The organism is Pseudomonas sp. JDS08PS003 (assembly GCF_045013505.1).
Classification (GTDB): Bacteria; Pseudomonadota; Gammaproteobacteria; order Pseudomonadales; family Pseudomonadaceae; genus Aquipseudomonas; species Aquipseudomonas protegens_B.
In genome coordinates this window covers 2,179,616-2,199,984 of sequence record NZ_CP120724.1, presented here as the reverse complement: position 1 = coordinate 2,199,984, position 20,369 = coordinate 2,179,616, and the positions used below count along the sequence as shown (strand labels likewise).

Annotated in this window: 19 protein-coding genes; 8 read left to right on the top strand and 11 right to left on the bottom strand. The window is 61.8% G+C overall.

The features are described from left to right. Nucleotides 1-19 precede the first annotated feature (19 nt). The 4 genes from acnD to P7C00_RS10090 form a co-directional block, all read right to left on the bottom strand. On the bottom strand, nucleotides 20-2,614 hold the full coding sequence (acnD, locus tag P7C00_RS10105; RefSeq protein WP_346631851.1) for a Fe/S-dependent 2-methylisocitrate dehydratase AcnD: 2,595 nt from the start codon (nucleotides 2,612-2,614) through the stop codon (nucleotides 20-22). A 202-nt stretch (nucleotides 2,615-2,816) separates the two neighbouring features. Continuing rightward, on the bottom strand, nucleotides 2,817-3,944 hold the full coding sequence (prpC, locus tag P7C00_RS10100) for a 2-methylcitrate synthase (RefSeq protein WP_404938814.1): 1,128 nt from the start codon (nucleotides 3,942-3,944) through the stop codon (nucleotides 2,817-2,819). A 175-nt stretch (nucleotides 3,945-4,119) separates the two neighbouring features. Then, nucleotides 4,120-5,013 carry a methylisocitrate lyase gene (prpB, locus tag P7C00_RS10095; protein WP_404938812.1) on the bottom strand — a complete coding sequence of 298 codons (894 nt, stop codon included), beginning with the start codon at nucleotides 5,011-5,013 and terminating at the stop codon, nucleotides 4,120-4,122. Beyond that, nucleotides 5,010-5,732 carry a GntR family transcriptional regulator gene (locus P7C00_RS10090; RefSeq protein WP_346631852.1) on the bottom strand — a complete coding sequence of 241 codons (723 nt, stop codon included), beginning with the start codon at nucleotides 5,730-5,732 and terminating at the stop codon, nucleotides 5,010-5,012. The genes prpB and P7C00_RS10090 overlap by 4 nt, the downstream gene beginning before the upstream one ends. Before the next feature lie 267 nt (nucleotides 5,733-5,999). On the opposite strand from P7C00_RS10090, the gene P7C00_RS10085 reads away from it, so the two are divergent. The 4 genes from P7C00_RS10085 to pabB all read left to right on the top strand — a co-directional run bounded on the left by P7C00_RS10085 (nucleotide 6,000) and on the right by pabB (nucleotide 10,551). Beyond that, a complete protein-coding gene (locus tag P7C00_RS10085; protein WP_402890994.1) occupies nucleotides 6,000-6,536 on the top strand; it encodes an ATP-dependent zinc protease in 537 nt (178 codons plus the stop codon). A gap of 5 nt (nucleotides 6,537-6,541) precedes the next feature. Further along, nucleotides 6,542-8,074, top strand: coding sequence for an inactive transglutaminase family protein (locus tag P7C00_RS10080; protein WP_346631854.1), 1,533 nt, complete (start codon nucleotides 6,542-6,544; stop codon nucleotides 8,072-8,074). Then, the gene (locus tag P7C00_RS10075; protein WP_346631855.1) at nucleotides 8,074-9,060 is read left to right on the top strand and encodes an alpha-L-glutamate ligase-like protein; all 987 of its coding nucleotides are present in this window, start codon (nucleotides 8,074-8,076) and stop codon (nucleotides 9,058-9,060) included. The genes P7C00_RS10080 and P7C00_RS10075 overlap by 1 nt, the downstream gene beginning before the upstream one ends. A gap of 147 nt (nucleotides 9,061-9,207) precedes the next feature. Further along, the gene (gene pabB, locus P7C00_RS10070; RefSeq protein ID WP_404939945.1) at nucleotides 9,208-10,551 is read left to right on the top strand and encodes an aminodeoxychorismate synthase component I; all 1,344 of its coding nucleotides are present in this window, start codon (nucleotides 9,208-9,210) and stop codon (nucleotides 10,549-10,551) included. 232 nt (nucleotides 10,552-10,783) lie between these two features. Here pabB and thrH read toward each other — a convergent pair whose 3' ends face one another. Continuing rightward, nucleotides 10,784-11,401 carry a bifunctional phosphoserine phosphatase/homoserine phosphotransferase ThrH gene (thrH, locus tag P7C00_RS10065; RefSeq protein WP_015634738.1) on the bottom strand — a complete coding sequence of 206 codons (618 nt, stop codon included), beginning with the start codon at nucleotides 11,399-11,401 and terminating at the stop codon, nucleotides 10,784-10,786. A 175-nt stretch (nucleotides 11,402-11,576) separates the two neighbouring features. On the opposite strand from thrH, the gene P7C00_RS10060 reads away from it, so the two are divergent. The 3 genes from P7C00_RS10060 (at nucleotide 11,577) to P7C00_RS10050 (ending at nucleotide 15,172) form a co-directional block, all read left to right on the top strand. After that, nucleotides 11,577-12,311, top strand: a complete 735-nt coding sequence (locus P7C00_RS10060; protein WP_346631856.1) for a phosphoadenylyl-sulfate reductase — start codon at nucleotides 11,577-11,579, stop codon at nucleotides 12,309-12,311. 529 nt (nucleotides 12,312-12,840) lie between these two features. Next, nucleotides 12,841-14,388, top strand: a complete 1,548-nt coding sequence (locus tag P7C00_RS10055) for an NCS1 family nucleobase:cation symporter-1 (RefSeq protein ID WP_346631857.1) — start codon at nucleotides 12,841-12,843, stop codon at nucleotides 14,386-14,388. Nucleotides 14,389-14,443: 55 nt separating this feature from the next. Then, nucleotides 14,444-15,172 (top strand): aspartate/glutamate racemase family protein, encoded by a 729-nt coding sequence (locus tag P7C00_RS10050; RefSeq protein WP_346631858.1) that lies wholly within the window; start codon nucleotides 14,444-14,446, stop codon nucleotides 15,170-15,172. A 22-nt stretch (nucleotides 15,173-15,194) separates the two neighbouring features. Here the strand turns inward: P7C00_RS10050 and P7C00_RS10045 are convergent, their stop codons facing one another. Next, nucleotides 15,195-16,118, bottom strand: coding sequence for a LysR family transcriptional regulator (locus tag P7C00_RS10045; RefSeq protein ID WP_404938809.1), 924 nt, complete (start codon nucleotides 16,116-16,118; stop codon nucleotides 15,195-15,197). A 126-nt stretch (nucleotides 16,119-16,244) separates the two neighbouring features. Here P7C00_RS10045 and P7C00_RS10040 point away from each other — a divergent pair, with 126 nt between their 5' ends. After that, nucleotides 16,245-16,991: a 3-oxoacyl-ACP reductase family protein gene (locus P7C00_RS10040; protein ID WP_346631860.1), complete on the top strand. Its 747-nt coding sequence runs from the start codon at nucleotides 16,245-16,247 to the stop codon at nucleotides 16,989-16,991. A 134-nt stretch (nucleotides 16,992-17,125) separates the two neighbouring features. Here the strand turns inward: P7C00_RS10040 and P7C00_RS10035 are convergent, their stop codons facing one another. The 5 genes from P7C00_RS10035 to P7C00_RS10015 all read right to left on the bottom strand — a co-directional run bounded on the left by P7C00_RS10035 (nucleotide 17,126) and on the right by P7C00_RS10015 (nucleotide 20,125). Continuing rightward, nucleotides 17,126-17,821, bottom strand: coding sequence for an HAD-IA family hydrolase (locus P7C00_RS10035; protein ID WP_346631861.1), 696 nt, complete (start codon nucleotides 17,819-17,821; stop codon nucleotides 17,126-17,128). A gap of 152 nt (nucleotides 17,822-17,973) precedes the next feature. Then, entirely contained in the window at nucleotides 17,974-18,135 is a 162-nt protein-coding gene (locus P7C00_RS10030; protein WP_346632082.1) for a hypothetical protein, read from the bottom strand. A gap of 109 nt (nucleotides 18,136-18,244) precedes the next feature. Beyond that, the gene (locus P7C00_RS10025) at nucleotides 18,245-18,610 is read right to left on the bottom strand and encodes a glycine zipper domain-containing protein (RefSeq protein ID WP_047302868.1); all 366 of its coding nucleotides are present in this window, start codon (nucleotides 18,608-18,610) and stop codon (nucleotides 18,245-18,247) included. Nucleotides 18,611-19,008: 398 nt separating this feature from the next. Further along, nucleotides 19,009-19,473: a hypothetical protein gene (locus P7C00_RS10020; RefSeq protein WP_404938807.1), complete on the bottom strand. Its 465-nt coding sequence runs from the start codon at nucleotides 19,471-19,473 to the stop codon at nucleotides 19,009-19,011. 466 nt (nucleotides 19,474-19,939) lie between these two features. Further along, nucleotides 19,940-20,125: a hypothetical protein gene (locus P7C00_RS10015; protein WP_346631862.1), complete on the bottom strand. Its 186-nt coding sequence runs from the start codon at nucleotides 20,123-20,125 to the stop codon at nucleotides 19,940-19,942. Nucleotides 20,126-20,369: the final 244 nt, after the last annotated feature.

The window sequence follows — 20,369 nt, the reverse complement described above, 5'->3', positions numbered from 1 at the left end:
CCCGCCCCCGGTACGTCACTTAGCTGGCTACTGCCGATTCCAGGAAGTCCTGGGCGAAGCGCTGCAACACCCCGCCCGCGTCGTAGATCGACACCTCTTCGGCGGTGTCGAGGCGGCAAGTCACTGGCACCTCCAACCGCTCGCCGTTGCGGCGATTGATCACCAGGGTCAACTGCGCCCGTGGTGTGCGCTCGCCGATCACGTCATAGGTTTCGGTGCCGTCGATACCCAGGGTCTTGCGGTCGGTGCCCGCCAGGAACTCCAGGGGCAGCACGCCCATGCCCACCAGGTTGGTGCGGTGGATACGCTCGAAGCCTTCGGCAACGATCGCCTCCACCCCGGCCAACCGTACGCCCTTGGCCGCCCAGTCCCGGGACGAGCCCTGACCGTAGTCGGCACCGGCAATGATGATCAGCGGCTGCTTGCGCTCCATGTAGGTTTCGATGGCTTCCCACATCCGCGTGACCTGGCCTTCCGGCTCGATCCGCGCCAGGGAACCCTGCTTGACCTTGCCGTTTTCCTCGACCATTTCGTTGAACAGTTTCGGGTTGGCGAAGGTCGCACGCTGGGCGGTCAGGTGGTCACCACGGTGGGTCGCGTAGGAGTTGAAGTCCTCTTCCGGCAGGCCCATTTTCGCCAGGTACTCGCCGGCCGCGCTGTCGAGCATGATGGCGTTGGACGGCGACAGGTGGTCGGTGGTGATGTTGTCCGGCAGCACCGCCAACGGGCGCATGCCCTTGAGGCTGCGCTCCCCGGCCAGGGCTCCTTCCCAGTAAGGCGGGCGGCGGATGTAGGTGCTCTGTGGACGCCAGTCGTAAAGCGGTTCGACTTTCGGGCCGGTGTCTTCGTGAATGGCGAACATCGGAATGTAGACCTTGCGGAACTGCTCCGGCTTGACCGCCGCTTTGACCACCGCGTCGATCTCTTCATCGCTCGGCCAGATGTCCTTGAGGCGGATTTCGCGGCCGTCGGCGTCCAGGCCCAGCACGTCCTTCTCGATATCGAAACGGATGGTGCCGGCAATGGCGTAGGCCACCACCAGCGGCGGCGAAGCCAGGAACGCCTGCTTGGCGTAAGGGTGGATACGCCCATCAAAATTGCGGTTGCCCGAGAGCACCGCGGTGGCGTACAGGTCGCGGTCGATGATCTCTTTCTGGATCACCGGGTCCAGGGCGCCGGACATGCCGTTGCACGTGGTGCAGGCAAAGGCCACCACGCCAAAGCCCAGTTGCTCCAGCTCATGGTCCAGGCCGGCCTCTTCCAGGTACATGGCCACGGTTTTCGAACCCGGGGCCAGGGACGACTTGACCCACGGCTTGCGGGTCAGCCCCAGCTTGTTGGCATTGCGCGCCAGCAGGCCGGCCGCGATCACGTTGCGCGGGTTGCTGGTGTTGGTGCAACTGGTGATGGCAGCGATGATCACCGCGCCGTCCGGCATCTGCCCCGGGGTTTCGGACCACTGCCCGGCGATGCCCTTGGCCGCCAGATCGCTGGTGGCGACCCGGGCGTGAGGGTTGCTCGGCCCGGCCATGTTGCGCACCACCGACGATAGATCGAACTGCAGGCCGCGCTCGTAGCGTGCGCTCTTCAGGCTGTCGGCCCACAGGCCAGTGTGCTTGGCATAGCTCTCCACCAGGCGCACTTGTTCGTCTTCACGGCCGGTGAGCTTGAGGTAGTCGATGGTCTGCTGGTCGATGTAGAACATCGCCGCAGTGGCGCCGTATTCCGGAGCCATGTTGGAGATGGTGGCGCGATCGCCCAGGGTCAGCGCCGCGGCGCCTGCGCCGAAGAACTCCAGCCAGGCACCCACCACTTTCTGCTTGCGCAGGAACTCGGTCAGCGCCAGCACCATGTCGGTGGCAGTGATGCCCGGTTGCAGCTTGCCGGTGAGCTCGACGCCGATGATTTCCGGCAGGCGCATCCACGACGCGCGACCGAGCATGACGTTCTCGGCTTCCAGGCCGCCCACACCAATGGCGATGACCCCCAGGGCATCGACGTGGGGGGTGTGACTGTCGGTGCCGACGCAGGTATCAGGGAAGGCCACCCCGTCGCGCACCTGGATCACCGGGGACATTTTCTCCAGGTTGATCTGGTGCATGATGCCGTTGCCCGGCGGGATCACGTCGACGTTCTTGAAGGCCTTCTTGGTCCAGTTGATGAAGTGGAAACGGTCTTCGTTGCGCCGGTCTTCGATGGCGCGGTTCTTGTCGAAGGCGTCCGGGTCGAAACCGCCGCATTCCACAGCCAGGGAGTGGTCGACGATCAACTGGGTCGGCACCACCGGATTGACCAGCGCCGGGTCACCACCCTGGTCGGCGATGGCGTCGCGCAGGCCGGCCAGGTCCACCAGCGCGGTCTGGCCAAGGATGTCGTGGCACACCACGCGGGCCGGGAACCACGGGAAGTCGAGGTCATCGCGGCGTTCGATCAGTTGGCCCAGGGACGCGTTGAGGGTCGCCGGATCACAGCGACGCACCAGGTTTTCCGCCAGCACGCGGGAGGTGTAGGGCAGGCTGTCGTAGGCGCCTGGCTGGAGCGCATCGACCGCCGCACGGGCGTCGAAATAGTCCAGCTGGCTGCCGGGCAGCGTCTTGCGAAATTCAGTGTTCATGGTCAGGGGACTCGATCACGGTAGTTTCAAAGGGAGCGCCTGGCGCCGTGTTGAATGGACATCTATCCCTTGTAGGAGCGAGCTTGCTCGCGATGACCGAAGCAGATCCGACATGGCTGTCGGCTGATCCATCGCTATCGCGAGCAAGCTCGCGCCTACAGGTTTGTGGTTCATTCAAGCCACAGTGCCGGCACCCTCCCGGTCAGCGACGTTCGATTGGCACGAACTTGCGCTGCTCGACGCCGATGTACTCGGCGCTTGGACGGATGATGCGGTTGTTGCCACGCTGCTCGAACACATGGGCCGCCCAGCCGGTCAGGCGCGAACAAACGAAGATCGGCGTGAACAGCTTGGTGGGGATGCCCATGAAGTGGTACGCCGAGGCGTGGTAGAAGTCGGCGTTGGGGAAGAGTTTCTTCTGCTCCCACATGGTCTGGTCGATGGCCTCGGAAACCGGAAACAGCACCTTGTCGCCCACTTCGTCGGCGAGTTTTTTCGACCAGCCCTTGATCACCTCGTTGCGCGGATCGTTGTCTTTGTAGATCGCGTGGCCAAACCCCATGATCTTGTCCTTGCGCTCCAGCATGCCGAGGGTGCCCTTGATCGCCTCTTGCGGCGAACTGAAGCGCTCGATCATTTCCATGGCCGCTTCGTTGGCGCCGCCGTGCAGCGGGCCACGCAGCGAACCGATGGCCGCGGTGATGCAGGAGTACAGGTCGGACAGGGTCGAAGCACAGACCCGGGCAGTAAAGGTCGAGGCGTTGAACTCATGCTCGGCGTAGAGGATCAGCGATACGTTCATCACCTTGACGTGCAGGTCGCTGGGCTTCTTGCCGTGCAGCAGGTGCAGGAAATGACCGCCAATGGAAGGCTCGTCGCTGACACAGCTGATGCGCACGCCTTCGTGGCTGAAGCGGTACCAGTAGCACATGATCGCCGGGAAGGCCGCCAGCAGGCGGTCGGTGACGTCATGCTGCTGGGAGAAGTCTTTCTCCGGCTCGATGTTGCCCAGGAACGAGCAGCCCGTACGCATCACGTCCATCGGATGGGCCTGGGCCGGAATCCGCTCCAGCACTTCCTTCAGCGCCTGAGGCAGGTCGCGCAGCTTGCCCAGCTTGCTGTTGTAGGCCGCCAGTTGTTCCTGGGTCGGCAGATCGCCGTACAACAGCAGGTAGGCGACTTCCTCGAACTGCGCATCGGCCGCCAGTTCGCGCACGTCATAGCCGCGATAGGTCAACCCGGCACCGGCCTGGCCCACGGTGGACAGCGCGGTTTGCCCGGCCACCTGGCCGCGCAGACCTGCGCCACTCAATACTTTTGCTTCGGCCATTGCTCTCTCCAATCTTGAATTTGTTAGGGACTTGGCAACTTCGTTGGTCGGGACTCACCCCGACCATGGAGGAGCGAGCTTGCTGGCGATCTGGGCCCCCGCGCCCCAGCGTGTCAGGGATTGCGCGTCATTGTTGGTGGCCATCACGAGCACGCTCGCTCCCACAGGGATTGATTCAACCTTTCTTCTGGGCGAACAGCGCATCGAGCTTCTGCTCGAAGCTGTGGTAGTCGATGCGCTCATAGAGCTCCATGCGGGTCTGCATGGTGTCGATCACGTTCTGCTGGGTGCCGTCGCGACGGATCGCGGTGTAGACATTCTCCGCCGCCTTGTTCATGGCACGGAACGCCGACAGCGGGTACAGCACCAGGGAAACATCCACGGATTTCAACTGTTCGGTGGTGTACAGCGGGGTTGCGCCGAATTCGGTGATATTGGCCAGGATCGGCGCTTTCACCCGATCGGCGAAGATCTTGTACATCTCAAGCTCGGTGATGGCTTCCGGGAACACCATGTCGGCGCCGGCCTCGATGCACGCCGCGGCACGCTCCAGGGCCGACTCCAGACCTTCCACCGCCAGGGCGTCGGTGCGCGCCATGATCACGAAGCTGTCGTCGGTGCGGGCATCCACCGCGGCCTTGATGCGGTCGACCATTTCCTGCTGGGACACGATCTCTTTATTGGGACGGTGACCGCAGCGCTTGGCGCCCACCTGGTCTTCGATATGGATCGCCGCGGCGCCTAACTTGATCATCGACTTGACGGTGCGGGCCACGTTGAACGCCGAAGAACCGAAACCGGTGTCCACGTCCACCAGCAATGGCAGGTCGCAGACGTCGGTGATGCGGCGCACGTCGGTGAGGACGTCGTCGAGGCCGGTAATGCCCAGGTCAGGCACGCCGAGGGAACCGGCGGCGACCCCGCCACCGGACAGGTAGATCGCCTTGAAACCGGCGCGTTTGGCCAGCAACGCATGGTTGGCGTTGATCGCGCCCACCACTTGTAACGGCTGTTCGCTGGCGACCGCATCGCGGAAACGCTGGCCTGGAGTGCTCTTGTTGGAACTCATGACTCACCTCGTGGAGTGGCTGTCTGATGGGCGCTGTCCTGGTAGTGACGCGCGATGTTGCGTTTCGAGGCGCCGATGTGGCGGCGCATCAGTAGCTCGGCCAGTTCGCCGTCGCGATCGGCAATGGCGTCGAGAATCCGGTGGTGTTCGGCAAAGGCCTGGTGCGGACGGTTGGGGGTCGCGGAGAACTGGATGCGGTACATGCGCACCAGTTGATACAGCTCGCCACAGAGCATTTGCGTGAGGGTGCGGTTGCCGGCGCCCTGGATGATCCGGTAATGGAAGTCGAAATCCCCTTCCTGCTGGTAGTAGCCGACGCCAGCCTGGAACGCCGCATCGCGCTCGTGGGTATCGAGCACCCGGCGCAGCTCGTCGATTTCCTCGGTGGTCATGCGCTCCGCCGCCAGGCGACAGGCCATGCCTTCCAGGGATTCGCGGATTTCGTAAAGCTCGATCAGCTCGGCGTGGCTGAGGGACACCACCCGGGCGCCGACATGCGGCACTCGTACCAACAGGCGCTGACCTTCCAGGCGATGGATGGCCTCGCGCAGCGGACCACGACTGATGCCGTAAGTACGGGCCAGTTCAGGCTCGGAGATCTTGCTGCCCGGGGCGATCTCGCCCTTGACGATGGCGGCCTGGATCCGCCGGAAGACGTTTTCGGACAGGGTTTCAGAATCGTCCTGCGTCGGCAGCGGATGTTCCAGTTGATCCAGCATATTGTCGACACCTTGAAAATCAATGAGGCAAAAATTAGCCAATACACCCTAAACAGTCAAAGGAAAAATTGAGATTGTCGACAATCGTCTAATAACCCTTTGCACCAAAACGAGACAAAAGGCCCGCCCCCGACGCTGGCGCCATAAAACCAGCATGCTAGAATGCCGCCCGCATTGGCCTGTCATCTTTTTATGGCACGCATACGAGGGAGCTTGCGCAGCAATGCCGGTCGCCTTGAACTGAAGAACCCAAGCCCATCAGGATCTATGAGACTCAAGGCCCTTCCCCTACTCCTCTGTCTGCTTGCCCTGCCCGGCATCAGCGCCGCCGCCGGCAAGACGGTCTACGGTTTGAACGAGTACGCGCAACTGTCAGGTATCGACCTGGAAGTTGCAGCCAAACTCGACACCGGTGCCAAGACTGCTTCCTTAAGTGCCCGCGACATCAAGCGCTTCAAGCGCAACGGCGAATCCTGGGTGCGTTTCTACCTGGCCATCGACGCCGCCCATTCCCACCCCATCGAACGGCCGCTGGCCCGAGTCAGCAAGATCAAGCGCCGCGCCGGCGACTATGACCCCGATGAGGACAAGAACTACACCGCGCGTCCGGTGATCGCCCTGGATGTCTGCATGGGCAGTGCCTTGCGCAGCATCGAAGTGAACTTGACCGACCGCAGCGCCTTCCAATACCCGCTCTTGATTGGCTCCGAAGCCTTGAAACGCTTCGATGCGCTGGTCGACCCCAGTCTTAAATACGCTGCTGGCAAACCCGCCTGCGCCACCGACGCTCATACCGCAGAGTAATTCCAATGCGCTCTCTTACCCTTCATCTGAAAGTCCTGATCGCCATCCTGGTGGTGCTGGGCATTTCGATCACGGCCTATCAGATCTTCGTGCTCGGCATTCCGGTGACCGAAGACGCCACCGACGATCTGTGGAACATCGATGCCAAGGTCGAGTTCGTCGCCAACGGCAAGGACCCGATCAAGATCCAGATGTTCGTGCCGCCCCTGAGCCGCGACTATGTGAGCCTCAACGAGAGCTTCATTTCCAACAACTACGGGGTGGCGGTCAACCGCGTCGACGGCAACCGCAAGGTCACCTGGTCGGCACGCCGGGCCAAGGGCAACCAGACCCTGTACTACCGCCTGGTACTGACCAAGCGCTACAGCGCCGAGAAGTCCAAGATCAAGGGCCCGACCTTCCGCGACAGCATGGCCGTGGAAGGCCCGGAAAAGATCGCCGCAGAAGCCCTGCTGGCGCCGATCCGCCAGCACTCGGCGGACGTCGAGACCTTCATCAGCGAGGCCATCAAGCGCGTCAACAACGCCAATGACGACAACGCCAAGCTGCTGCTGGCCGGCGACCCGTCCAGCGCCAACAAGGCCAAGATCGTCGAACTGCTGCTGTCCATCGCCCACGTGCCGATGGAGAAGGTCCATACCATTCGCCTGGTGGCCGATCAGCCGCAGACTCCGGAACTCTGGCTGCGCAGCTTCAACGGCACCGACTGGCTGTACTTCAACCCGGAAACCGGCGAACAGGGCATGCCCAGCGATCGCCTGCTGTGGTGGACCGGCGATGACAACCTGATCACCGTCGATGGCGGCAAGAAGGCCAACGTCACCTTCAGCCTCAACAACAGCGAAATGAACGCCATTCGCCTGGCCAAGCTGACCGACGAGAACACCGACGCCAACTTCCTCGAATACTCGCTGTACGGCCTGCCGCTGCAGACCCAGCAGACCTTCATGATCATGGTGATGATTCCCATCGGCGTGCTGGTGATCCTGATCCTGCGCAACCTGATCGGCCTGCAGACCCTGGGCACCTTCACCCCGGTGCTGATCGCCCTGGCCTTCCGCGAGACTCAACTGGGCTTCGGCATCGTGCTGTTCACCGTGATTACCGCGCTCGGGCTGTCACTGCGCTCCTACCTGGAACACCTCAAGCTGCAGATGCTGCCGCGGCTTTCGGTAGTGCTGACCTTCGTGGTGGTGCTGATCGCCGCCATTAGCCTGTTCAGCCACAAGCTGGGCCTGGAACGCGGCCTGTCGGTGGCGCTGTTCCCGATGGTGATCCTGACCATGACCATCGAACGCCTGTCCATTACCTGGGAAGAACGCGGCGGCGGCCATGCGATGAAAGTCGCCATCGGCACCCTGTTCGCCGCGTCCCTGGCACACCTGATCATGAGCGTGCCGGAGCTTACGTACTTCGTCTTCACCTTCCCGGCGATGCTGCTGATCCTGGTGGGCTTCATGCTGGCGATGGGTCGCTACCGCGGCTACCGCCTGACGGAGCTGGTGCGCTTCAAAGCCTTCGTCAAGGCCGACTCCTGATGTTCGGCCTGTGGAAGACCTGGAAAGCCCTGGAAGCGCGGGGAATCATGGGCATCAACCGGCGTAACGCCGACTACGTGCTCAAGTACAACAAGCGCAGCCTGTACCCCATCGTCGATGACAAGATCATCACCAAGGAACGGGCGATCAAGGCCGGCATCCATGTACCGGAACTGTACGGGGTGATCTCCACCGAGAAGGAAATCGACAAGCTCGACGAGATCATCAAAGGGCGCAACGACTTCGTGATCAAGCCGGCCCAGGGCGCCGGCGGTGACGGCATCATCGTGATTGCCGACCGCTTCGAGGGCCGCTATCGCACGGTATCCGGCAAGATCATCAGCCATGAGGAGATCGAGCATCATATCTCCAGCATCCTCACCGGCCTGTATTCCCTGGGCGGTCACCGCGACCGGGCACTGATCGAATACCGGGTGACCCCGGACCAGATCTTCAAGAGCATCAGCTACGAAGGCGTGCCGGACATCCGCATCATCGTGCTCATGGGCTACCCGGTGATGGCCATGCTGCGCCTGCCGACCCGCCAGTCCGGAGGCAAGGCCAACCTGCACCAGGGCGCCATCGGCGTCGGCGTCGACCTGGCCACCGGCCTGACCCTGCGCGGCACCTGGCTGAACAACATCATCACCAAGCATCCGGACACCACCAATGCCGTGGACGGTGTGCAACTGCCCTACTGGGACGGTTTCATGAAGCTGGCGGCCGGCTGCTACGAGCTGTGCGGCCTGGGCTACATCGGCGTGGACATGGTGCTGGACCAGGACAAGGGCCCGCTGATTCTCGAACTCAATGCCCGGCCCGGGCTGAATATCCAGATCGCCAACGACTGCGGCCTGACCCAGCGCACCCACGCCATTGAAGCCCACCTTGAGGAACTCAAGGCTCGTGGCATCGAGGAAACCGTCGCAGAGCGTGTGCGCTTCGCCCAGGACCTGTTCGGCCACATTCCTCCCGTCGAAGGCTGACAGCCCCGGCTGTAGCCGCTGCCCCAGGCAACGGCTACAGGTCGGTAAATGCGCCGTTCAAGGGGCAATCGCCGACATCCCCTCTAGGAGCAACTCCTGCAGAGGCATACAATCGCCAGCCGCGCTCCGATGGCTGATCTGCCCCGCATGTTGACCTGCTCCGTACACCCGCTTCCCTATCGCGCCAACCCCGCCGAGTATTTCGCGGCAATCGAACACGCCCCCGGTGCCGTGCTACTGGACAGCGGCCGCCCCAGCGCCGAGCGCGGCCGTTATGACCTGCTCAGCGCCTGGCCCCTGGCAGAACTGACCCTGGCCGCTGACGAGCCTGGCGGCGACTTCCTGCAACGCCTGCGCGATAACCTCCAGCACCTGGGCCAGGCCCAAGTGCCCGCGCCTTATGAATTGCCCTTCGCCGGCGGCCTGATCGGCTACCTCAGCTACGATTTCGGCCGACACCTGGAGCGCCTGCCGAGCCAGGCCCGGGATGACCTGCAATTGCCCGAGGCACGCTTTGGCCTGTATGCCTGGGCGCTGATCAATGACCACCAGACGGGCACCAGCCAACTGCTGTTCCACCCCAGCCTGGAAGCCTCCGAGCGCCAGCGCCTGATCCAGCTGTTCAACCAGCCGCCCATGACGGCAGCAGCCTCGTTCAAGCTGACCAGCGCCATGCGGGCCGACCTGAGCGCCGAGGATTACCGCCAGGCCTTCCAACGCATCCAGCACTACATCCAGGCCGGCGACTGCTATCAGGTGAACTTCGCCCAGCGCTTTCGCGGCCAGTACCAGGGCGATCCCTGGGTCGCCTACTGCGCCTTGCGCGCCGCCTGTCCGACCCCGTTCTCGGGCTTCCAGCGCCTGCCGGATGACGGCGCGGTGCTCAGCCTGTCGCCGGAGCGTTTCGTTCATGTCAGCCAGGGCCGGGTGGAAACCCGGCCGATCAAGGGCACTCGTCCCCGGGGTCGGGATGCCGCAGAAGACGCCGCCAACGCCGCCGAGCTGCTGGCCAGCCCCAAGGACCGGGCGGAAAACCTGATGATCGTCGACCTGCTGCGCAACGACCTGGGGCGCACTTGCCGCACCGGCTCGGTGCGCGTGCCGGAGCTGTTCAGCCTGGAAAGCTACCCCAATGTGCACCACCTGGTGAGCGCCGTGACCGGCGAGCTGGCGGACGACAAGGATGCTCTGGACCTGATCGCCGGCAGCTTCCCCGGCGGCTCGATCACCGGGGCGCCGAAGATCCGTTCGATGCAGATCATCGACGAACTGGAGCCCACCCGGCGCGCGTTGTACTGCGGCTCGCTGCTGTACCTGGACGTACGCGGGGAGATGGACAGCTCCATCGCCATTCGCAGCCTGTTGGCCAAGGACGGGCAGATCTGTTGCTGGGGCGGCGGCGGGATCGTCGCGGATTCGGACTGGCAGGCGGAGTACCAGGAATCCATCACCAAGGTACGGGTGTTGCTGGAGACATTGCAGGGGCTTTAGGGCCTATTCGCCGGCAACCGGCGCCTACAAGAGCACGCCGTTCACCTGTCCGTAGGAGCTGGCTTGCCAGCGAAGGCGTCGGCAGGATTTGCGCACAATCCAAAGGCCTGTTCGCCGGCAAGCCGGCTCCTACAAGAGCCCGTCGTTCTCCCCCCCGTAGGAGCTGGCTTGCCAGCGAAGGCGTCGACAGGATTTGTGAAAAATCCAAGGGCCTCTTCGCCGGCGAACCGGGTTACAGGCTCAGGGTGCGATTGGAAGCCTTGATGAACTCCTGCTTCAACTCGGCAAAGCTGTGCACCGCGGGGAACTGCGGGAACTCGCGAATCACGTTGTCCGGCGCATGGAACAGGATGCCGGCGTCGGCCTCCCCCAGCATCGTCGTGTCGTTGTAGGAATCCCCGGCAGCGATGACCCGGTAGTACAGGCTCTTGAAGGCCAGCACCGACTGGCGCTTGGGGTCTTTCTGACGCAGTTGATAGCCGGTCACCCGGCCACCGTCATCGGTGATCAGGCGGTGACACAGCAGGGTGGGGAAACCCAGCTGGCGCATCAAGGGCTGGGAAAACTCATAGAAGGTGTCGGAGAGGATCACCACCTGGAAGCGCTCGCGCAACCAGTTGACGAACTCCACCGCACCATCCAGAGGCTTGAGGGTGGCGATCACTTCCTGGATATCGGAGAGTTTCAGGCCGTGCTCGTCAAGAATCCGCAGGCGCTGCTTCATCAATACGTCGTAGTCGGGAATATCCCGGGTGGTTGCCTTGAGGGATTCAATCCCGGTTTTTTCGGCAAAGGCGATCCAGATTTCCGGGACCAGTACACCTTCCAGATCGAGACAGGCAATTTCCACAAGACACTCCCATTGGTTCTGATTATTTAAATTGAGCGAGCAAAAGGACTGCCGAACTCTAGCGATTCGCCTGCGCAGGCGCAACGCAGAGGAGCGCGCCAGGGCCGGGTGGATTTTGTTAAGATCGCCCCCCTATAGAGCGCACAGCGCCACCGACCTGTAGGAAACCGCCCTGATGAACCCATCGTTCGACGTCACTGAACTCGCCGCGACCTATGCCAACAAATCCGCCCAGGACATTCTCAAGCTGGCCTTCGCCCAGTTCGGCGATGACCTGTGGATTTCCTTCAGCGGCGCCGAGGACGTGGTGCTGGTGGACATGGCCTGGAAGCTGAACAAGAACGTCAAGGTATTCAGCCTCGACACCGGCCGCCTGCACCCGGAAACCTATCGCTTCATCGATCAGGTGCGCGAGCACTACAAGATCGACATCGAGCTGATCTCGCCGGACCACAGCAAGCTCGAACCCTTCGTCAAGGAAAAGGGCCTGTTCAGCTTCTACAAGGATGGCCATGGCGAATGCTGCGGCATCCGCAAGATCGAACCGCTGCGACGCAAACTGTCCACCGTCAGCGCCTGGGCCACCGGCCAGCGCCGCGACCAGAGCCCGGGCACCCGCAGCCAGGTGGCGGCACTGGAGATCGACAGCGCCTTCTCGACGCCGGAGCGCACCCTGTACAAGTTCAACCCGCTGGCGCAGATGAGCAGCGAAGAGATCTGGGGCTACATCCGCATGCTCGAGCTGCCTTACAACAGCTTGCATGAACGCGGCTTCATCAGCATTGGCTGCGAGCCCTGTACCCGTCCGGTGCTGCCGAACCAGCACGAGCGCGAAGGCCGTTGGTGGTGGGAAGAAGCCACCCAGAAGGAATGCGGCCTGCACGCCGGCAACCTCATCAGCAAAGCCTGACCCCTCCCTTCTTCTGTAGCAGCCGGCTTGCCGGCGAATGAGCCCTCCCCCCCCTGAGGACGCCTTCGCTGGCAAACGCAAGGCGCCCGCCCCCCACAACCAACATGTACACATAAATGTCACTATCAGTGCCATTTTTGTGTGCACTTTCAGCAGCTACCGCCCCAAAAGGTTACAGACCTTTCTTCCGTCAGATTTCATGACATGCGCTGTCGTGCCTGACGAAAAATAAATACCTGTTCAAACGGTCAATTTTTAATCTCACTGTTTCATACAGTTAGGGACAACTCATAACAAAACGAAATCAGCAGCCCATTTCATAGCTGCGCAATTGGCACAGAAGTGGCTTTAGTCGATCTATGTTTTGTATACAAAAAAATCAAAACATACATACACTAACCGTCCGCACGCCTGATCCACGACTCAAGCTGCAGATGCCCCGAACCCAGTGATTCCTCCCCTGCGACGAAGATTGTCGAGCCTTGGGCTCAAGCACAGTCATCCAGGGCCGGAATCAGGAGCCGCCGGAATGCACACCAGCCCTTCCAACAACATCGCACTGGATCTGCCCTCCTCGCCGCACTCGCACAACCTGCAACAGCCCATCACTGCAACCGATCCGGACAGCGTCATCCTCAGCCCGCGCCTGCACAACCGCGACCTGGCGCCGACCAAGGTCGAAGGCCGCCGCTGGGGCGGCTACAGCATCTTCGCCCTATGGACCAACGATGTGCACAACATCGCCAACTACTCCTTTGCCATCGGCCTCTACGCCCTGGGCCTGGGCGGCTGGCAGATCCTCCTGTCCCTGGGAATAGGCGCGGCGCTGGTGTACTGCTTCATGAACCTGTCCGGCTACATGGGCCAGAAGACCGGGGTGCCGTTCCCGGTGATCAGCCGCATCAGCTTCGGCATCCATGGCGCACAGATTCCGGCACTGATCCGCGCGGTGATCGCCATTGCCTGGTTCGGCATCCAGACCTACCTGGCCTCGGTGGTATTTCGCGTGTTGCTGACAGCGATCCATCCGGGCTTCGCCGATTACGACCACAATTCGATCCTCGGCCTGTCCACCCTGGGTTGGGTCTGCTTCGTGGTGATCTGGCTGGTGCAATTGGTAATCCTCGCCTACGGCATGGAGATGATCCGCCGCTACGAAGCCTTCGCCGGACCGATCATTCTGCTGACCGTGGCCTGCCTCGCCGGGTGGATGTACACCCAGGCCGACGGGCAGATTGCCTGGTCGATCCGCGAACCTTTGACCGGTGGCGAAATGTGGCGGCAGATCTTCGCCGGCGGCGCATTGTGGCTGGCGATCTATGGCACCCTGATTCTCAACTTCTGCGACTTCGCCCGCTCCTCGCCGTGCCGCAAGACCATCAAGGTCGGCAACTTCTGGGGCCTCCCGGTGAACATCCTGGTGTTCGCCACGATCACCGTGCTGCTGTGCGGCGCACAGTTCCAGATCAACGGCCAGGTCATCGAAAGTCCGACCCAGATCATCGCCTCGATCCCCAACACCCTGTTTCTGGTCCTGGGCTGCCTGGCGTTCCTGATCGTCACCGTCGCTGTGAACATCATGGCCAACTTCGTAGCCCCGGCCTTCGTCCTCAGCAATCTCGCGCCCAAGTACCTGACCTTCCGCCGCGCCGGGCTGATCAGTGCCGCGCTGGCGGTGCTGATCCTGCCGTGGAACCTGTACAACAGCCCGCTGGTGATCGTGTATTTCCTCTCCGGCCTGGGCGCCCTGCTGGGCCCGTTGTACGGGGTGATCATGGTGGACTACTGGATCCTGCGCAAAGCCCAGATCCACGTGCCGCAGCTGTACAGCGAAGACCCGCAAGGCGCGTACTTCTACAGCCGCGGGGTCAATCTGCGGGCGGTGGCGGCCTTCGTGCCCGCCGCGCTGATTGCCATCGTGCTGGCCCTGGTGCCGGGCTTTGCCAGCGTCTCGCCCTTTTCCTGGCTGATCGGCGCCGGTATCGCCGGCCTGCTGTACCTGATCATCGCCAAGCGCCAACCCGGGTACGCCGATGTCAGCGGCGAATCCATCGCCGTGGACAACGTCAGTCATTGAACCTGAACGGCCCGGCGCGCCGGGCCTTGAACTGCCCAACCTGTAAGGAACCCCCATGCGCATTCTCGTGGTCAACGTCAACACCACCGACAGCATCACCCAGGCCATCGCCCGCCAGGCACAAAGCGTGGCAGCGCCGGGCACGGAAATCGTCGGACTGACCCCCTACTTCGGCGCCGAATCGGTGGAAGGCAACTTCGAAAGCTACCTGGCGGCCATCGCCGTGATGGATCGCGTACTGGCCTACGACCAGCCCTATGACGCGGTGATCCAGGCCGGTTATGGCGAACACGGCCGCGAAGGTCTGCAGGAGTTGCTCGATGTTCCGGTGGTGGACATCACCGACGCCGCCGCCAGCACCGCGATGTTCCTTGGCCACGCCTACTCGGTGGTGACCACCCTGGATCGTACCGTGCCACTGATCGAGGACCGGCTGAAGCTGTCCGGCCTGTATGAGCGCTGCGCCTCGGTGCGGGCCAGCGGCCTGGCGGTGCTGGAACTGGAGGAGGACCCATTGCGGGCGGTGGAATCCATTGTGCGCCAGGCCGAGCTGGCGGTGACCCAGGACAAGGCCGAAGTCATCTGCCTGGGTTGTGGCGGCATGGCGGGGCTGGATGAGCAGATCCGCCAGCGCACCGGGGTGCCGGTGGTGGATGGGGTCACGGCGGCGGTGACCATCGCCGAGTCGCTGGTACGCCTAGGGCTGTCCACATCGAAGGTGCGGACTTATGCGACGCCGCGGCTGAAGAAGGTGCTGGGTTGGCCAATGCGCTTGGGGCGCTGAGCCAGGCCGCGCAAGCCGGCGCCTACAGGGCGCTGAAGGTTTGCGCCAGGCCCTGTTCGGCGAACTGCTCGATGACGAAGTCGACGAAGGCCCGGGTCTTGCCCGGGAGCATCTTGTGTTCGGCGTAGTAGATCGAGGTGTAGCCGTCATCGACGTACCAATCCGGCAAGACCCGCTGCAGAGCGCCGCTGCGCAGGTAGTTGACGGCAAACGGCATGCTCACCAGGGCCAGCCCCAATCCCTGGGCCGCAGCGACGCAAGCCGCTTCGGAATCGCTCATGGTCATGCTGGCCTTGAGCTCCAGTGGGCGCACACCGCCGGCGCGGCCAGTCAGTTGCCAGGTGCGGATGCGCCCGGTCTGCGGTGAGCGAATCAGAATCCCCCGGCAGTGCCGTAGATCCTCCGGCTCGCCAATCGACGCCCGCCCTGCGAGATAGGCCGGGCTGGCCACCAGCACCCGATGGGCCGGTGACAGGCGACGGGCGACCACCCCTTGCGGCAGTTCGAAACCGCCACCGATGGCGGCGTCGAAGCCCTGGCCGATCAGGTCCACTTGGCGATTGTCGAAATGCCAGTCCGGCTGGATGTCCGGGTAACGCTGCAGGAAGGCCCCCAGCATCGGCACTATGTACAGACAGCCAAACACCGTTCCCATGCTGACCTTGAGCGTGCCCGCCGGACGCCCCTGGACGTTGGACAGGCTGCTCACGGCATTCTGGATGGTCAGCAGGCTGTCACTGACTTCTGCCAGGAACAAGCGTCCGGCTTCGGTCAGGGTCAAACGTCGAGTACTGCGCTGAAACAGCCGCACACCGACCCAGGCCTCCAGCTTGGCCACGCTTTTTCCTACCGCGGCCGGGGTCAATCCCAAGCGTCGCGCGGCCTCGGCAAAGCTGCCGACTTCAGCGCTGCGGACAAAACATTCGATACTGCTGAAAGCTTCCATTACCGGGCATTCCAAACTTTTGGTTTACACAGAGTATAGGGATTACCTGCTACACAGCGGCCAATCGACGGTCGATACTCGACGCAAAGCACAAGGCAACCCGCCCTTCAATCTCTGGAGAAGCACATGAGCAAGCACAACCTCAGCGGCAAAGTGGCCTTGATCCAAGGCGGTTCCCGCGGCATCGGCGCCGCCATCGTCGAGCGCCTGGCGGCCGAAGGCGCCAGCGTCGCCTTCACCTACATCAGTTCCGCGAACAAGGCGCAAACCCTGCAGGACAGCATCATCGCCAAGGGCGGCAAGGCCCTGGCGATACAAGCCGACAGTGCCGACGCCGGCGCCATTCGCGATGCCGTGAACAGCACCGTCCAGGCCTTCGGACGCCTCGATATCCTGGTGAACAACGCTGGCGTACTGGCGGTGGCGCCGCTGGACGAATTCAAACTGGAAGACTTCGATCAGACCCTGGCCATCAACGTGCGCAGTGTGTTCATCGCCACCCAGGAGGCCGCACGCCACATGGGCGAAGGCGGACGCATCATCAACATTGGCAGCACCAACGCCGAGCGCATGCCCTTTGCCGGTGGCGGCCCCTACGCCATGAGCAAGGCTGCACTGGTGGGCCTGACCAAAGGCCTGGCACGGGACCTGGGCCCGCGGGGCATCACCATCAACAACGTCCAGCCCGGACCGGTGGACACCGACATGAACCCGGCCGACAGCGATTTTGCCGACAGTCTGATGGACTTCATGGCCGTGCGTCGCTATGGCCGGGCCGAGGAAATCGCTGGCTTCGTGGCCTATCTGGCCGGGCCCGAAGCGGCCTACATCACCGGCGCCAGCTTGAGCATCGACGGCGGTTTCAGCGCCTGATCGGTCAACACAAAAAATAACCGGGCCACCTGTATCAGGTGGCCCGGTTGCTTACGCAGCATCCGCCAGCCGCTGCCGCAGAGGGCGAACCGGCGCGCAACGCCCTGCTTCTCTCTAACAGCGATCTGCTGACCTCAGGCCCAGACCAGATGCGGCAAACCACAGGCGGCGGGCTGAAACCCCTTGAGCGAGCGCAGAATCCCGTCAGCGTGGGCGAACTTGGCATCCGCCATGGCCGGATCGGGCACCGCAAGCACCCGCATCCCCGCGGCCTTGGCAGCCGTCACGCCGAAGGGCGAGTCCTCGAACACCAGGCATTCCTCTGGAGCCACACCCAGGCGCCGGGCTGCCGTGAGAAAGATATCCGGCGCCGGCTTGGCCGCCGTCACTTCCGGATCATCGGCGGTGACAATGGTGTCGAACAACGCGAACCAATCGCCATGACGAGTGATTTTCTCGCCGAAGGACATCTGCGACGAGCTGGTGCCCACTGCGATAGGCACCTGGTGTTGCTTCAAATGACGCACCAGTTGCTGAGCCCCCGGCATGGCCTCGGCTCGAGGAAAGCGCTCACGCATCAATGGCTCACGCATGACCAGGAACTCTTCGGCGCTGATGGGCAGGTCCAGTGCCTCGACCACGTAACGCGCCAGATCGGCGGCGCCACGTCCGATGATGTTTTGCTTGATGGTCCAATCGTAGGTGCGGCCATAACGCTCGGCGATCAACTGCGTGATCTCGGTGTAGATACCTTCGGTATCCAGGAGCAGACCGTCCATATCGAAAATGACCGCCTTGATCGGCCCCAAATCATTCAACTGTGCATTCATCGCATCTGATCCGTTAGCAAAAGTACATTCCAGGGAGCGGCTCAGGTACGGCCCGTTATGTTCGGCAACACGTCAATTAAAGGGTTCAGCAGCATAGCGGCGGGGCTGGGTCAGGAGCAACCGAGGGGCATGGCACAGGGAGCTGGATAGTTTCAGTCGCCAGGATCGAGCTCGTCGTCACCTTCTTCAGGTCCTTCCTGCAGCGGCACCAGCGCATCATCCATCAAGGAGCCGGGATCTTCATTCCCCGGGTCATTGATCACCAGCGGTTGCGCTGGGGCTGGCTCGACATTACCTGGCATTTCGCGGGGCATGATCCTCTCCTTAAACAGCGGGACTGGCTGCATCAAGTATGGCGAAGCCCTGGGTAACGCGCACAAAAAACCCGGCGCAGGGCCGGGTTTTTTGAACGTTGCGCCTAAATCAATGACGCTTCTTGTGCCCCATGCTGCTGCCCAGGGCACCGCCCGCCGCACCACCAATGCCGGCACCCACGGTGGAACCGGTGCTGCCGCCCAGGCGATTGCCGATCAGCGAGCCACCGGCCGAACCCAGACCACCGCCTATCGCGGCCTTGGCCCGGCTGCCCTTGCGCGCGCCCGCCGCACTACCGGCAGCCCCGGCAACTCCCGCACCAATGGCCGCGCCGGTACTGCCGCCGAGCTGTTGCCCGACCACGTTGCCCAGCGCACCGCCGAGACCGCCGCCAATGGCGGCAGTGCCATCGCCGGCCATCGCGCCTTGAGCCAGCAGAAGTCCCACAACCAGGGCAGGTAGAGTTGAACGCATGACTTGAACCTCAAAAAAAGACTGTCGAACTGACACAAAAGCCCAGCGCCGCGCGCCCTGCTACGGAGCGTCACGGCAACACCCGGTTGCTCTCCGGTGGCTTGGACAGCGGATTCTAAAAGAGTTTTATCGCCGCGCAAAAAAAAGCCCGCTGGGGAACGGGCTAGGGGTATTGCTTTTAACGGATGGTTTGAGCGTACTCAGGCAGATGTGAAGATTCTGTGAAAAGTACCCGCGACTGGGAGCAACAGACGCGGATCACACAATTTCTCATCCTGCCAACATCTTCAGTTCACCTTCTGAAGATGCTCGAAGCCGATCAATGCAGGTCAGCCCCTTGGTTGGCTGCCCCGCCACCGCTTCGATAGCGGCCTGAACGCTCACTGGCAACAGTGTTCTCAGCGAATGCTGCGAATGTTGCCCTTGTTGCCTTTGACAGTGACCGAGACTTTCTTGAAGACGAAGTAGTTTTCTTCGCTGACTTCATAGCGTGGAGCCACGATCAGGTCGGCGCCGGAAGACTTGACCGCCTTGAAGGCAGCAGCCGACTTGACTGCACTCACTGGATCCAGGCCCAGACCACCCAGACCGCCGCCGGTATCGCCGCCGTAGGTCACACCATCAGCAAACTGGTTATCGCCACCAAACTGCAGGAAACCAAAGAGGATATTCACCGACGACTGGCCCGAAATTGCCTCGCCCACTGCTACATCTGCCTTCAGGTCAGCCTTGACCTGGCTATCGATGGGCGACGATGGCTGGCTGATGTTGTAGCTGGTGCAACCAGAGGCTGCGGCTACGAGAGTGGACAGTGCGAGGAGTTTGAAAATAGCTTTCACGTTTATTTCCTTATCGCTTTTCATATAAAGGCATCATCGCTGGATGCGCAGCCCCGTTTGAATCGGGATAAAGAACATATCGCCAGTTATAGCCAATTGAGATAAGAAAATTCCTAAAAGCACAAAGGATGCCTCTTTACTTAACCCATCTCACTGGCGACAAACAATTAATACGACTACCCAAAATTGGAAAAAAAATTAATACACAAACAATGACCAAGAAAGTTATGACCTCAATCAACCACCGCAAATGAACCTGACAACTTTGTGACCGGCCCTCACCTCCAGCAGAACCACCCAAGCCCCTTCACAGAGCATCGTCCGGCGCAAACAGGAAGCTCTATCGCCAACAGGGCTGTTGGCCATATCAGGATTTTCCTCAAATTACCCATACCCTCGGATTGCAACTTCAATCCTGATAGACGTCCGGATTTAACTTTTTGCGGACAATAAAAAGCCCCGCATCAAACGGGGCACTCAGAACTAAATATTACTTTCTCTTTGGCATGGCCTTGGGAAAGAACATCGTATTACTGGCTACCGGCAGCGTTGCAGTTTTTTTCCTGCTACTGACCCGGGATTGTTCTTCAACATCGAATGCGGCCTGACCGCAACGCACCAAGTTGTTGATTGGGAACTCATCCCCGTTGTCTTCGATATAGGCAAGACTCCTCATATCCCAGCTCCCTCCAACAACCGATCAGTACCGGCAAGCTCCTGATTGCCTGGAAAATACTAACCGTCACGGCGTCTCAGACTAGCCAGTCATTTGTAGACCTGCCGTCCAAACCAGGCAAGCACCGACGAGCGGCAAGAGACCAGAGAAAAAAATGATCCAGAGCAAATTTCCGGACTCATGAACCCGACGGCCGCTTGATATGGCAGCACGTCCATTTAGAAATTAGCGGGGGCTTTGCGTC